Raw genomic sequence first — 14303 nt, forward strand, 5'->3', positions numbered from 1 at the left:
CACGTGCCGGCGGGGCTCCGACGGAGCCCCGCCGGCACGTGAGGCCGCGGCACCCACGGTCAGGACGTGCGCCGCACCACGTACGCAGCGCCCCGCTCCGCCGCCCGCTCACCCACGTACTCCTGCCCCCGCATCTCGCACCACGCGGGAATGTCGAGCCGTGCCGCCTCGTCGTCGGACAGGACGGTGACCGTGCCGCCCACCGGCACGTCCCCGATGACCTTCGCGAGCTCGATGACGGGAATCGGGCAGCGCTTGCCCAGCGCGTCCACGACCAGTGCGGCCTCCCCGGCGGCCGGCCCGGGGGACACCGGAGCGTCGAGCCGGCGGCGGACGTCCGCGACGACCCCCGGCAGGACCTCCAGGAAGCGGTCCACCTCCTCCTCCGCCGTCCCCACCGGCAGGGACACCCGCACATTGCCCTCGCTCAGGACCCCCATCGCCCGCAGCACATGGCTCGGGGTCAGCGTCGAGCTCGTGCACGACGAACCCGACGAAACGGAGAACCCGGCCCGGTCCAGCTCGTGCAGCACGGTCTCTCCGTCGACATAGAGACAGGAGAAGGTGACGAGATGGGGGAGCCGGCGCACGGGATCGCCCACCACCTCGACGTCCGGGACGAGCTCCGGGACCCGCGCGCGGATCCGGTCGACCAGGGACCTGAGGCGCTCCGACTCGGCCGCCGCCTCGTCCCGTACCGCCCGCAGCGACGCCACGGCCGCCACGATCGCGGGGATGTTCTCGAAGCCGGGCGCGCGCCCCGACTCCCGCTCGTCCGCGGGGTCTTGGGGAGCGAACCGGACACCCTTGCGCACCGCGAGGAGCCCGACGCCCGCCGGACCGCCCCACTTGTGCGCGCTCGCGGTCAGCAGTGACCAGTCCCCGGCGGCCGGACCCCACGCAAGCGACTGCGCCGCGTCGACGAGCAGCGGCACCCCCGCGGCCCGGCACACCGAGGCCACATCGGCGACCGGCTGTTCCGTACCCACCTCGTGGTTCGCGGACTGGAGGCAGGCCAGCGCCGTGTCCTCCCGGAGCGCCGCGGCGTACGCATCCGGCGACACCGCGCCCGTGCGCGCCACCGGCACCTCGGTCACGTCGAAGCCCTCGGCCGCGTGCAGCACCGCGGAGTGCTCCACCGCCGACACCACCACATGGCTCCCGACTCGCCGGCGACCCGCCATCGCCCCCGCCACCCCCGCGTGAATGGCCCGGGTACCCGAAGAGGTGAAAACCAGCTCGTCCGGGCGGCACCCCACGGCCTCCGCGGCGGCCTCCCGCGCCGCGTCCAGGAGCAGCCGCGCCCGCCGCCCCTCGCGGTAGAGCCGGGCAGGGTCCGCCCACCCCTCGTCCAGGGCGGCCTGCAGGGCCTGCCGGGCGACCGGGTGCAGCGGAGCGGAGGATGCGGCATCGAAATAGGGCACACGACCACGCTAACGCGCGCGGCCGAAGAGGGCGTCAGATGGCTGCCGGGGGACGGTGGTCGACGCCTCTCACCAGGTCCCGGAATGGGACAGTCCACCCCTTCGGGTCGTCGGACGGCGCGTTGGGCACCCTCCCCGCGCGACCCCAAATAGCGTCCAGTAGGGTTTGGTCCGCATAAACATCCAAACCCCTGCCCGCGTCAGGGCCGGCGACCGACCAGCGAGACGGCCGCAGCCGGCCGCGCGGGCGAGACTCTCGGGAAGGCGCTACGTGAGTCCCAACGGCTCCGACCGCTCGTCGCGGCGCCCGATGCGGCGGAAGCTGCCGCAGGTGCTGACTGCGGGCTTGATCGTGGCAACCGCCACTGCTTGCTCCCCCACTTGGGAGGACTTCCCCCGCCTTGGAATGCCTACCCCGGTCACGGAGGAGGCTCCGCGGATCCTCTCCCTCTGGCAGGGATCCTGGGCGGCCGCCCTCGCCGTGGGCGTCCTGGTGTGGGGACTGATCCTGTGGAGCGTGTTCTTCCACCGGCGCAGCCGCACCAAGGTCGAGGTTCCCCCGCAGACCCGGTACAACATGCCCATCGAGGCGCTGTACACCGTCGTCCCGCTCATCATCGTCTCGGTGCTCTTCTACTTCACCGCGCGTGACGAGTCGAAGCTCCTCAGCCTCTCCGCCAAGCCGGCCCACACCATCAACGTGGTCGGCTACCAGTGGAGCTGGGGCTTCAACTACATCGAGGACGTGGACGGCAACGCCGGCACGGGCGATGCGAAGGCCGACAAGAACCTGAAGGCCATTCCGGACCAGTACACGAAGGACTTCCTCGGAGGTGCCGAGGGTGTGTACGACTACGGCATCCCCGGCACCCGGAACCCGCAGAACGGCAACCCCGGTCCGACCCTGTGGCTGCCGAAGGGCGAGAAGGTCCGCTTCGTGCTGACCTCCCGCGACGTCATCCACTCCTTCTGGGTCGTCCCCTTCCTGTTCAAGCAGGACGTCATCCCCGGGCACACCAACGTGTTCGAGGTGACGCCGAACATGGAGGGCACCTTCATGGGCAAGTGCGCCGAGCTCTGCGGTGTCGACCACTCCCGGATGCTCTTCAACGTCAAGGTCGTCTCCCCGGAGCGCTACCAGCAGCACCTGAAGGAGCTGGCCGAGAAGGGGCAGACCGGCTTCATCCCGTCGGGCATTGAGCAGTCGGACCCGGCCCGGAATGCGGAGAAGAACCAACTGTGAGCATCCTCAACGAATCCCTGGGTGCTGCCGCGGCTGACGACTCGTACGAGAACGAGCTCCCGCTCCGCCGCAGGCAGCCCGGCAATGCGGTGGTGAAGTGGCTGACCACCACCGACCACAAGACCATCGGCACGCTGTATCTGGTCACGTCGTTCGTCTTCTTCTGCATCGGCGGTGTCCTGGCGCTCTTCATGCGCGCCGAGCTGGCCCGTCCGGGTACGCAGCTCATGTCGAACGAGCAGTTCAACCAGGCGTTCACGATGCACGGCACGATCATGCTGCTGATGTTCGCGACGCCGCTGTTCGCCGGCTTCGCGAACTGGATCATGCCGCTGCAGATCGGCGCGCCCGACGTGGCGTTCCCGCGGCTGAACATGTTCGCGTACTGGCTGTACCTCTTCGGCTCGATCATCGCGGTGGCCGGCTTCCTCACCCCGCAGGGTGCGGCCGACTTCGGCTGGTTCGCCTACTCCCCGCTGTCGGACGCGGTCCGCTCGCCGGGTGTCGGCGCCGACATGTGGATCATGGGTCTGGCCTTCTCCGGCTTCGGCACGATCCTCGGTTCGGTCAACTTCATCACCACGATCATCTGCATGCGCGCACCCGGCATGACGATGTTCCGTATGCCGATCTTCACCTGGAACGTGCTGCTGACCGGTGTGCTGGTGCTGCTCGCCTTCCCGGTGCTGGCGGCGGCCCTGTTCGCCCTGGAGGCGGACCGCAAGTTCGGCGCCCACATCTTCGACTCCGCCAACGGCGGCGCGCTGTTGTGGCAACACCTCTTCTGGTTCTTCGGGCACCCAGAGGTGTACATCATCGCCCTGCCGTTCTTCGGAATCGTCTCGGAGGTCATCCCGGTCTTCAGCCGCAAGCCGATGTTCGGTTACATCGGTCTGGTGGCCGCGACCATCTCGATCGCCGGTCTGTCCGTGACCGTGTGGGCTCACCACATGTACGTCACCGGCGGAGTGTTGCTGCCGTTCTTCTCCTTCATGACCTTCCTCATCGCGGTACCGACCGGTGTGAAGTTCTTCAACTGGATCGGCACCATGTGGAAGGGCTCACTGTCCTTCGAGACCCCGATGCTCTGGACGATCGGCTTCCTGATCACCTTCGCCTTCGGTGGTCTGACCGGTGTCATCCTGGCCTCGCCCCCGATGGACTTCCACGTCTCCGACTCGTACTTCGTCGTCGCGCACTTCCACTACGTCGTCTTCGGCACCGTGGTGTTCGCGATGTTCGCCGGATTCCACTTCTGGTGGCCGAAGTTCACGGGCAAGATGCTGGACGAGCGGCTCGGCAAGATGACCTTCTGGACGCTGTTCATCGGCTTCCACGGCACGTTCCTCGTCCAGCACTGGCTGGGTGCCGAGGGCATGCCGCGCCGTTACGCGGACTATCTGGCCGCCGACGGCTTCACCACGCTGAACACCATCTCCACGATCAGCTCGTTCCTGCTCGGCCTGTCGGTCCTGCCGTTCCTCTACAACGTCTGGAAGACCGCCAAGTACGGCAAGAAGGTCGAGGTCGACGACCCGTGGGGCTACGGCCGTTCACTCGAATGGGCGACGTCCTGCCCGCCGCCGCGGCACAACTTCCTCACCCTGCCGCGGATCCGTTCCGAATCCCCGGCGTTCGACCTGCACCACCCGGAGATCGCTGCCCTGGAGCTCGAGCACGCCGGTCACGGCACCAGCGCCATCGCCGCTGACAAGGAGGCCGGCAAGTGAAGATCCAAGGCAGGATGTTCATCTGGCTGAGCGTCTTCGTCCTGGCCATGGCCATCCTCTATGGCGTGTGGTCGAAGGAGCCGGCCGGTACGACGGCACTGTTCCTGGCGTTCGGTCTGTGCATCATGGTCGGCTACTACCTGGCCTTCACGGCCAGGCGTGTCGACGCCATGGCGCAGGACAACAAGGAGGCCGATGTCGCGGACGAGGCCGGTGAGGTCGGCTTCTTCTCCCCGCACAGCTGGCAGCCGCTGTCGCTGGCCATCGGTGGTGCCCTCGCCTTCCTGGCGATCGCGATCGGGTGGTGGCTGCTCTACTTCTCGGCTCCGCTGATCCTGGTCGGCCTCTGGGGCTGGGTCTTCGAGTACTACCGCGGCGAGAGCCAGAACCAGTAGCGAGCACGCTGCTCCGCACTGCGCAGGGGCCCGGGCACTCATCCGTTGGGGTGATGTCCGGGCCCCTCGTTTGCAGTCCTCCGGCGCGCCGCTGCCGGGTGTTCTTCATAGCGTGTGCTCATGAAAGACATACCGCGCAAGCGCGCCATAGCCAGCTGCACCGTGCTGGTCATGTCACTCGCGGCGGCGGCCGCGTGCGACAGCGGTTCCGAGCGCCACCCGCTGTCGGCGAGGCCGTACGACGCCGCCCGGCAGGTCGCCCTCAACGCCCCCACCGGAGGCACCAAGGCCGACCCGGAGAAGGCCGTGGAGGTCAGGGCGAAGGGCAAGGACGGCCGAATAACGGACGTCTCGGCCGTCGACGCCGCAGGCCGCTACCTCGCGGGCGAACTCGCCGCCGACGGCAGCAGATGGCGCTCCACGGGCCCTCTCGCCGCCGGTACGCGCTACACCGTCAAGATCGCCACGGAGGACAAGGACGGCGCCCCCGGCGCCCGTGTGCAGGCCTTCGAGACGGCCCCCGCCAAGAACACGCTGAAGATAGAGCTGGGCCCGAAGGCGGGCACCTACGGTGTCGGCCAGCCCATCACCGCCGAGTTCAGTGAGCCGGTGCGGACCAAGGAGGCCAGGGCCGCCGTCGAGCGCGCGCTGACCGTCCGTTCCACCCCCTCGGTGTCCGGAGCCTGGCACTGGGTGGACGACAAGAAGGCGCACTACCGCCCCGAGGAGTACTGGCCCGCGGGCGCCACGGTCCAGGTGCGCAGCAACCTGGAGGGCGTCAGGGTCGGCGACAAGCTCTACGGCGGCTCCGCCACCTCCCTCAAGCTGTCCATAGGCGACCGCATAGAGGCGATAACGGACGCCAGCACGCATCAGATGACGGTCCTGCGCAACGGAGAAGTGATCAACACCATTCCGGTGACGACCGGCAAGCCGGGCTTCTCCACCCGGAACGGCGTCAAAGTCGTGCTCGGCAAGGAGTACTTCGTCCGGATGCGCGGCACCAGCATCGGCATACCCGAAGGCAGTTCCGAGTCCTACGACCTGCCCGTCTACTACGCGACCCGGGTCACCTGGAGTGGGGAATACGTCCACGCCGCGCCCTGGTCCGCCGGCTCCCAGGGCTGGGCCAACGTCAGCCACGGCTGCACCGGGATGTCCACCGGCAACGCGGCCTGGTTCTTCAACACCGTCCGTGAGGGGGACATCGTCAAGGTCGTCAACAGCCTCGGCAGCACGATGGATCCGTTCGGGAACGGCTTCGGCGACTGGAACCTGGACTGGGACGAGTGGCGGGACGGCAGCGCCCTGCTGGACGGCACCAGGGAGGGCGGCAGCCCCGCGGAGCCGGCACGGCTGCAGCCGCAGGTCTGAGGCGCCGGGGCCCGGTGTACGGGCCCGAGTGCGGGGCGGCCGCGGGGGCGGTCGGCCCGGTGTGCACGGCGGCCGCGGGGGCGGCCCGCCTCAGTGGTTGGCGCCCAGCCTCGTACGCAGCAGCCCGGCCAGCGCCTCGGCGAACTCCACCGGCTCGACGGGAAGCGTCACGGCCGCGTCCGCACGGCTCCAGGTCGCCAGCCAGGCGTCCTGCGGGCGCCCCATGAGCACCAGCACGGGAGGGCAGTGGAAGATCTCGTCCTTGATCTGCCGGCAGACTCCCATGCCGCCCGCGGGAACCGCCTCGCCGTCCAGGACACAGGCGTCGACACCGCCCTTTTCCAGCTCCGAGAGGACCGCGGGCAGCGTGGCGCACTCGATGAACTCGACCGGGGGAACATCGGCGGCCGGGCGGCGGCCCGTGGCGAGCCGCACCTGTTCGCGGGTGCCTGCGTTGTCGCTGTACACCAGCACCGTGGCGGTCGACTGCATTGTTCCTCCGGTTCGTCAGCAAGAACTGCGGGGTGCACCGATGCGCGGGATGCTACCCCTCTCGACGCCGTGTCAGCACCGGTTCAGCACGGCAAGGGGCAGCGTTTCACTGGGCCGTTCGGGCTGGACACGGGGTACGGACACACCGAACGGCACCCCCGGGAGTGAGGGCTGGATAAGCGACCGACATAATGTCGGTCGTGGCGACAGCAACGACAGTAGAAACCGGGCACGCGCACCCGTCGGTCAATCGGCCGAACCTCACCAGCGTCGGAACCATCATCTGGCTGAGTTCCGAGCTGATGTTCTTCGCGGCCCTCTTCGCGATGTACTTCACCCTGCGATCGGTGATGGGTGCCGAGTACTGGACAGAGCAGGCTTCGAACCTGAACTTTCCCTTCTCGGCGACCAACACCACGATCCTGGTGCTCTCCTCCCTCACCTGCCAGCTCGGCGTATTCGCCGCCGAGCGCGGTGACGTGAAGAAGCTGCGCACCTGGTTCGTGATCACGTTCGTGATGGGTGCAATCTTCATCGGCGGCCAGGTGTTCGAGTACACCGAGCTGGTCAAGCACGAGGGGCTCTCGCTCTCCTCGGACCCGTACGGCTCGGTCTTCTACCTCACCACCGGCTTCCACGGTCTGCACGTGACGGGCGGTCTCATCGCCTTCCTGCTGGTCCTCGGCAGGACGTACGCGGCCAAGAGGTTCACCCACGAGCAGGCAACCGCCGCCATCGTCGTGTCCTACTACTGGCACTTCGTCGATGTCGTCTGGATCGGCCTCTTCGCCACGATCTACATGATCAAGTAGCCGGGCTCGCTCCCGCACCCATTCCAGAAGCATCGACGCAGAAGATCCTGACACCGGGGTAATCCGTGAAAAAGCTCTCCGCACGACGACGCCATCCGCTGGCGGCAGTCGTCGTCCTACTCCTCGCGCTGGCGGCCACTGGGGGGCTGTACGCCGTGTTCGCGCCCGCGGACAAGGCGCAGGCCGATGAAACCGCCCAGTCCCTCGCCATCGAGGAGGGCAAGAAGCTCTACACCGTCGGCTGCGCCAGCTGCCACGGAACCGGCGGTCAGGGCACCTCAGACGGCCCGCCCCTGGTAGGCGTCGGTTCGGCCGCCGTGGACTTCCAGGTCGGCACCGGCCGTATGCCCGCGCAGCAGCCGGGCGCCCAGGTGCCGAAGAAGAAGGTCATCTACACGCAGGCAGACATCGACCTGCTCTCGGCGTACATCTCCTCCCTCGGAGCCGGCCCGATCACGCCGACCGCGAAGCAGTACAGCCCGGAAGGGGCCAACATCGCCAACGGCGGTGTGCTGTTCCGCAACAACTGTGCCCAGTGCCACAACTTCACCGGTGAGGGCGGCGCCCTGACCAACGGCAAGTACGCGCCGAACCTCGCGGGCTCGAGCCCGAAGCACATCTACGAGGCCATGCAGACCGGCCCGCAGAACATGCCCTCCTTCCCCGACACCACCATGCCGGAGCAGGAGAAGAGGGACATCATCGCGTACATCCAGACCGTGAACGGTGACGAGACCGCGAACCCCGGTGGTCTGAAGCTGGGTGGACTCGGCCCGGTCACCGAGGGTCTGTTCGCCTGGGTCTTCGGTCTGGGCATCATGGTCGCAGTCGCCACCTGGCTCGCTGCCCGCACCGCTAAGGCGAAGAAGTCATGAGCAGCCAAGACATTCCAGAAGAGTCCCTGCCCGCTGAGCAGGAGCGCGCGCGCACGAAGGTGGCGGTCGCAGAAGATCCGTTCGCCGACCCGGGCATGCCGCCGCACGAGCCGCGCATCCAGGACATCGACGAGCGGGCCGCGAGGCGGTCCGAGAACACGGTCGCCTTCCTGTTCACGCTGTCGATGCTCGCGACGATCGGCTTCATCGCGTCGTTCGTGATCTTCCCGGTCGACAAGATCGTCTACATCTGGCCGCTCGGTCACATCAGCGCGCTGAACTTCGCGCTCGGCATGACGCTCGGCATCGCGCTGTTCTGTATCGGCGCGGGCGCGGTCCACTGGGCCCGCACCCTGATGTCCGACGTGGAGGTCTCGGACGAACGGCACCCGATGTCCGCCGAGCCCGAGGTCAGGGCCAAGGTCATGGCCGACTGGGCGGGCGGTGTCCAGGAGTCCGCCTTCGGCCGGCGCAAGCTGATCCGCAACACGATGTTCGGTGCGCTGGCCCTGGTGCCGCTCTCCGGTGTGGTGCTGCTGCGCGACCTGGGCCCGCTGCCCGAGGACAAGCTGCGCAAGACGCTGTGGGCCAAGGGCAAGCAGCTCATCAACATGAACACGAACGAGCCGCTCCGCCCCGAGGACGTGCCTGTCGGTTCGCTGACCTTCGCCATGCCGGAGGGTCTGAACGAGCACGACCACGGCTTCCAGGTGGAGATCGCCAAGGCCGCCCTGATGATCGTCCGGATCCAGCCGGACGAGATCAAGGACAAGCGCGAGCTCGAGTGGTCGCACGACGGCATCGTGGCGTACTCGAAGATCTGCACCCACGTCGGTTGCCCGATCTCCCTGTACGAGCAGCAGACGCACCACGTGCTCTGCCCGTGCCATCAGTCCACCTTCGACCTCTCCGACGGTGCCCGCGTCATCTTCGGCCCGGCCGGACATCCTCTTCCGCAGTTGCGGATCGGTGTGAATGACGAGGGCTACCTCGAGGCGCTCGGCGACTTCGAAGAGCCCGTCGGCCCTGCCTTCTGGGAGCGCGGATGAGTACTTCAACAGTGAACGAACCCAAGGGCGGCAAGGCGCCCGCCGGCGAGCGGGTCGCCGACTGGGCTGACAGCCGGCTCGGGATCTACACCCTGGCCAAGGCCAATCTGCGCAAGATCTTCCCGGACCACCCGTCCTTCATGCTGGGTGAGATCGCGCTCTACAGCTTCATCATCATCATCCTCACGGGTGTGTACCTGACGCTGTTCTTCCACCCGTCGATGAACGAGGTGGAGTACCACGGCTCGTATGTGCCGATGCAGGGCGTCCTGATGTCGGAGGCGTACGCCTCGACGCTGGAAATCAGCTTCGACGTGCGTGGTGGTCTGCTCATCCGGCAGATCCACCACTGGGCCGCTCTGATCTTCCTCGCGGCGATGTTCGTGCACATGATGCGCGTCTTCTTCACGGGCGCCTTCCGCAAGCCGCGTGAGATCAACTGGCTGTTCGGCTTCCTGCTGTTCGTCCTCGGCATGTTCACCGGTTTCACCGGCTACTCGCTCCCGGACGACCTGCTCTCCGGCACCGGTGTCCGCTTCACACAGGGCGCGATCCTGTCGATGCCGGTCGTCGGTACGTACATCTCGTTCTTCCTGTTCGGCGGTGAGTTCCCCGGCGGCGACTTCGTCGCCCGGTTCTACTCGATCCACATCCTGCTGCTGCCGGGCATCATGCTCGGCCTGCTGGTGGGCCACCTGGTCCTGATCGTCGTCCACAAGCACACGCATTACGCGGGCCCCGGAAAGACCAACAAGAACGTCGTCGGCATGCCGTTCTTCCCGGTCTACACGGCCAAGGCCGGAGGCTTCTTCTTCCTGGTCTTCGGTGTCATCGCGATCATCGCGGCGGTCGCCCAGGTCAACCCGATCTGGGCCATCGGGCCCTACCGCCCGGACCAGGTGTCCACCGGCGCCCAGCCCGACTGGTACATGGGCTTCGCCGAGGGGCTGATCCGCTTCATGCCGGGCTGGGAGATCAACCTCTGGGGTCACACGCTGGTCCTGGGCGTGTTCATCCCGCTGGTGCTCTTCGGTGTGCTGCTGGTGATCTTCGCGCTCTACCCGTTCTTCGAGTCCTGGCTCACCGGAGACAAGCGCGAGCACCACATCGCGGAACGGCCGCGCAACTCGCCGAGCCGCACCGCGTTCGGCGTGGCCTGGATCACCATGTACATGGTCATGCTGATCGGTGGTGGAAACGACCTCTGGGCGACCCACTTCCACCTGTCGATCAACGCGATCACCTGGTTCGTCCGGATCTTCTTCATCGTCGGACCGGTCGTCGCGTTCATCGTGACGAAGCGGATCTGCCTGGGTCTGCAGCGGCGCGACAAGGACAAGGTGCTGCACGGACGCGAGTCCGGCATCATCAAGCGACTGCCGCACGGTGAGTTCGTCGAGATCCACGAGCCGCTCAGCCAGGCCGACCGCTACAAGCTCACGGCCCACGAGCAGTACAAGCCGGTCGAGATCGGCCCGACGGTCGACGAGAACGGCGTCGAGCGCAAGGTCAAGAGCGCCGAGAAGCTCCGGGCGAGGCTCAGCAAGAGCTACTTCGGCGAGGAGAACCAGATCCCCAAGCCGAGCGCCGAGGAGCACCGGGAGATCACCAGCGGCCACGGCCACCACTGATCCCCACCCACTGATCACAGCGATCGCCACGGCTGGGGGTACCTCCCAGCGCCAGCCAGGGGGAGAGCCCCGTCCATGCGTCGGACGGGGCTCTTTGCCGTCCCCCGGGATGGATAGGGTGGTGGCATTCCCGTACGAACGGACCCAGGAGCGACCATGAGCGCTGTGACCCCCGCTGGTGGGGGTACCCCCAGCGGAGCGAGGGGGAGCACTACCGCGGCGGGCCTCTCCTGGCCCTCCGTCCTCGACTCGCTGCTGTACGGGCGCGACCAGAGCGCCGACGCCACCGCGTGGGCCATGGACCGGATCCTGCGGGGCGAGGCGACCGACGCGCAGATCGCCGGGTTCGCCGTCGCGCTGCGGGCCAAGGGCGAGACCGTCGAGGAGATCACCGGGCTCGTACGGACCATGTACGACCACGCCCGGACGATCGAGGTCCCCGGGCCGAGCGTCGACATCGTGGGCACGGGCGGCGACGGCGCCAAGACCGTCAACATCTCGACGATGTCCGCGATCGTCGTCGCCGGCGCCGGGGCGAAGGTCGTCAAGCACGGCAACCGGGCCGCATCCAGCGCGAGCGGCGCGTCGGACGTGCTGGAGAAGCTCGGCGTCAATCTGGAGCTGACGCCGGAGCGGGTCGCGGAGGTCGCCGAGGAAGCGGGGATCACCTTCTGCTTCGCCGTGAAGTTCCATCCGGCGCTGCGGCACGTGGCGGCGGCCCGCAAGGAGCTCGGCATCCGTACGACGTTCAACTTCCTGGGGCCGCTGACCAACCCCGCCCGGGTGAGGGCCCAGGCCACGGGTGTCGCCGATGCGCGGATGGCGCCGATCATGGCCGGAGTGCTGGCCGAGCGGGGCTCCAGCGCGCTGGTCTTCCGCGGCGACGACGGCCTCGACGAGCTCACGACGACGGCGACCTCCCGGGTGTGGGTGGTCCGGGACGGCGCGGTGCGCGAGGAGACCTTCGACCCCCGGGACGTGGGCATCGAGATCGTCCCCGTCGAGGCACTGCGCGGCGCGGACGCCTCCTACAACGCGGATGTCGCACGCCGGCTGCTGGCCGGCGAGACCGGCCCGGTGCGGGACGCGGTCCTGCTGAACTCGGCGGCCGCGCTCGCCGCCCTCGAGCCCGGTGAGGGCACCCTGGTGGAGCAACTGCGGGCCGGGATGGCGAAGGCCGCGGAGTCCATCGACTCCGGCGCGGCGAAGCGGTCGCTGGACCGGTGGGTGACGGCCAGCAGCCGCTGACCCCGGCCCCGCACCCGCGGGGGATGTGACGCAAGGCGCAGTCCACAGTGCGGACTGCGCCTTGCGCGTTCTCCGGCGTGTGGCAGGATTCCTTTTCAAGGTCATGAGTGACAGCGATTACGGCCCCGGCCCGCTGTCCGGCAACCCTCCGTCCGTGGCGGGGTGCCCCGGGTGAAGACCAGGCCGTGGGCAGTGAGGTCCGCGGCAAGCGCGGACCCCTTGCCACCCCTGGGGTCCTGGTCCTCAAGGGAGCAGTCTCGTGAGCAAGCGAATGCGCTAGGGCCTCTCGGCCCCTTTCTCCACACCTCCGTACGAGCCGAAGTCGCCGTGCGTCGAGGCAACACCCGTATGCGGAGCGGCAGTTCCGCCGCCGTACGGGTTCTCCACAGCCATTTCGCCCTTACTTGCCGGGAGATACCGCCATGTCCGTGCGCCCCAACGCCGTCGAGACCGCCGCTGTCGTCACCGCCACCGTGACCGCCGCCGACTCCGCCGACCCCTGCTGTGCCGCTCCGCTGCCGGTGCTCGGCCGGGACGTCACCGTCCCGCTCGTCACCGGTGGTGAGGTCACCTACGCCGCCCTCGACTACGCGGCGAGCGCACCCGCCCTGCAGCGCGTGTGGGACGACGTGGCCGCGTACGCCCCGTACTACGGCAGCGTGCACCGCGGCGCCGGGTACCTCTCGCAGCTGTCCACAGACCTGTTCGAGAACAGCCGGGCGACGGTCCACGAGTTCCTCGACTGCCGCGACGGCGATCAGGTCGTGTTCACCCGCTCGACGACCGACTCGCTGAACCTGCTGGCCCAGGCGCTCCCCGCCGACTGCCAGGTCTTCGTCTTCGAGACCGAGCACCACGCCTCCCTGCTGCCGTGGCGGGACGTCCGTGTGACCTGTCTGAACGCGCCGCGCACGCCGGCCCAGGCGGTGCGGACCCTGGAGCTGGCCCTCGCCGCCCGTGACCCGTACGGTCCCGCGCTGGTGTGCGTGACCGGCGCATCGAACGTCACCGGTGAGCTGTGGCCCGTACGCGAACTCGCCGCCACAGCGCACGCCCACGGCGCCCGCATCGTCCTGGACGCCGCTCAGCTCGCGCCGCACCACCCCGTCTCCGTACGGGACCTGGACGTCGACTGGGTCGCCTTCTCCGGGCACAAGCTGTACGCGCCCTTCGGCTCCGGCGTGCTCGCCGGCCGCGCGGACTGGCTGCAGGAGGCCGAGCCGTACCTTGCCGGCGGCGGCGCCTCGCGCAAGGTCGCGCGGCGCACGGACGGCGGGGTGGACGTCGACTGGCACACCACCGCCGCTCGCCACGAGGCCGGCTCGCCGAACGTCATCGGCGTCTACGCCGTCGCCTCCGCGTGCAAGGCGCTGACGGAGGCCGGGTTCGACACCCTCGTCGCCCGGGAGCAGCACCTTGTCGCCGCCGTCCGGGCGGGCCTCGCGGAGGTGCCGGAGGTCAGGGTGCTGTCGCTGTTCGGCGACCAGGCCCCGCGCGTCGGTGTCATCTCCTTCGTCGTGGAGGGCTGGAACAGCTCGCACTTCGCCGCCGCGCTGTCCGCCGAGTACGGCATCGGCGTACGCGACGGACTGTTCTGCGCCCACCCGCTGGTCCGCACCCTGCTGGGCAGCGACCCGCAGGAGGTGGGCGAGTGCGGTGCGCCGGAGGCCGAGCCGGGCGAGCGAAGCGAGGTGGGGGTCCCCCCGGCCGAAGGCTGGGGGAGGTCCCTCAACGCGATCCGGGTCAGCTTCGGGGCCGGTACGCCGGACGAACACGTCGAGCGGTTCGTCCGTGCCGTCAATGAGCTCGTGCGCGACGGTGCGAAGTGGAACTACCGCACCGAGGACGGCCGCTGCGTGCCCGCCGTCTGATCGGGCGGGGTCCGTCGGGTCCCCGGCAGGATCATCCTTATGGCGCGCTCGGCCGCGTCGGCGACAAGGACGGCATGCGGGAGCGGTTCGACGAGCTGCGGCGGATGGGCATCCGCACGGTGATGATCACCGGTGACAACCCGCTGACCGCCAAGGCGA

The 14303-nt window shown here is 68.6% G+C and carries 13 protein-coding genes and 1 riboswitch; of the genes, 11 read left to right on the top strand and 2 right to left on the bottom strand.

From position 1 onward, the window contains the following. Positions 1-59: 59 nt before the first annotated feature. Positions 60-1424 carry an aminotransferase class V-fold PLP-dependent enzyme gene (locus tag ACWCP0_RS38995; RefSeq protein ID WP_451083468.1) on the bottom strand — a complete coding sequence of 455 codons (1365 nt, stop codon included), beginning with the start codon at positions 1422-1424 and terminating at the stop codon, positions 60-62. Positions 1425-1695: 271 nt separating this feature from the next. On the opposite strand from ACWCP0_RS38995, the gene ctaC reads away from it, so the two are divergent. From ctaC to ACWCP0_RS39015, 4 genes are all read left to right on the top strand, one after another. After that, complete coding sequence (gene ctaC, locus ACWCP0_RS39000) at positions 1696-2667, top strand: aa3-type cytochrome oxidase subunit II (protein WP_451083469.1); 972 nt, start codon at positions 1696-1698, stop codon at positions 2665-2667. Next, on the top strand, positions 2664-4397 hold the full coding sequence (gene ctaD, locus ACWCP0_RS39005) for an aa3-type cytochrome oxidase subunit I (protein ID WP_451083470.1): 1734 nt from the start codon (positions 2664-2666) through the stop codon (positions 4395-4397). The genes ctaC and ctaD overlap by 4 nt, the downstream gene beginning before the upstream one ends. Continuing rightward, the gene (locus tag ACWCP0_RS39010) at positions 4394-4792 is read left to right on the top strand and encodes a cytochrome c oxidase subunit 4 (RefSeq protein WP_451083471.1); all 399 of its coding nucleotides are present in this window, start codon (positions 4394-4396) and stop codon (positions 4790-4792) included. Before ctaD ends, ACWCP0_RS39010 begins: the two co-directional genes overlap by 4 nt. A gap of 120 nt (positions 4793-4912) precedes the next feature. Continuing rightward, on the top strand, positions 4913-6166 hold the full coding sequence (locus tag ACWCP0_RS39015) for an Ig-like domain-containing protein (RefSeq protein WP_451083472.1): 1254 nt from the start codon (positions 4913-4915) through the stop codon (positions 6164-6166). Between the two features lie 90 nt (positions 6167-6256). Here the strand turns inward: ACWCP0_RS39015 and ACWCP0_RS39020 are convergent, their stop codons facing one another. Continuing rightward, positions 6257-6658: a hypothetical protein gene (locus ACWCP0_RS39020; RefSeq protein ID WP_451083473.1), complete on the bottom strand. Its 402-nt coding sequence runs from the start codon at positions 6656-6658 to the stop codon at positions 6257-6259. A 191-nt stretch (positions 6659-6849) separates the two neighbouring features. Here ACWCP0_RS39020 and ctaE point away from each other — a divergent pair, with 191 nt between their 5' ends. The 7 genes from ctaE to ACWCP0_RS39055 form a co-directional block, all read left to right on the top strand. Then, complete coding sequence (gene ctaE / locus ACWCP0_RS39025; protein WP_351228263.1) at positions 6850-7470, top strand: aa3-type cytochrome oxidase subunit III; 621 nt, start codon at positions 6850-6852, stop codon at positions 7468-7470. A gap of 65 nt (positions 7471-7535) precedes the next feature. Next, positions 7536-8345 (top strand): cytochrome bc1 complex diheme cytochrome c subunit, encoded by an 810-nt coding sequence (gene qcrC, locus ACWCP0_RS39030; RefSeq protein ID WP_451083474.1) that lies wholly within the window; start codon positions 7536-7538, stop codon positions 8343-8345. Next, a complete protein-coding gene (qcrA, locus tag ACWCP0_RS39035; RefSeq protein WP_451083475.1) occupies positions 8342-9394 on the top strand; it encodes a cytochrome bc1 complex Rieske iron-sulfur subunit in 1053 nt (350 codons plus the stop codon). Before qcrC ends, qcrA begins: the two co-directional genes overlap by 4 nt. After that, on the top strand, positions 9391-11025 hold the full coding sequence (qcrB, locus tag ACWCP0_RS39040) for a cytochrome bc1 complex cytochrome b subunit (protein ID WP_451083476.1): 1635 nt from the start codon (positions 9391-9393) through the stop codon (positions 11023-11025). Before qcrA ends, qcrB begins: the two co-directional genes overlap by 4 nt. Before the next feature lie 156 nt (positions 11026-11181). Beyond that, complete coding sequence (gene trpD, locus ACWCP0_RS39045; protein WP_451083477.1) at positions 11182-12273, top strand: anthranilate phosphoribosyltransferase; 1092 nt, start codon at positions 11182-11184, stop codon at positions 12271-12273. A gap of 99 nt (positions 12274-12372) precedes the next feature. Next, positions 12373-12490: riboswitch (SAM riboswitch) on the top strand. A 205-nt stretch (positions 12491-12695) separates the two neighbouring features. After that, the gene (locus ACWCP0_RS39050) at positions 12696-14144 is read left to right on the top strand and encodes an aminotransferase class V-fold PLP-dependent enzyme (protein ID WP_451083478.1); all 1449 of its coding nucleotides are present in this window, start codon (positions 12696-12698) and stop codon (positions 14142-14144) included. Further along, the coding region (locus ACWCP0_RS39055; RefSeq protein WP_451083481.1) for a hypothetical protein at positions 14099-14303 on the top strand (205 nt) is incomplete at its 3' end. The genes ACWCP0_RS39050 and ACWCP0_RS39055, both read left to right, overlap by 46 nt.

The sequence above is a fragment of the Streptomyces sp. NPDC001970 genome, assembly GCF_053594115.1.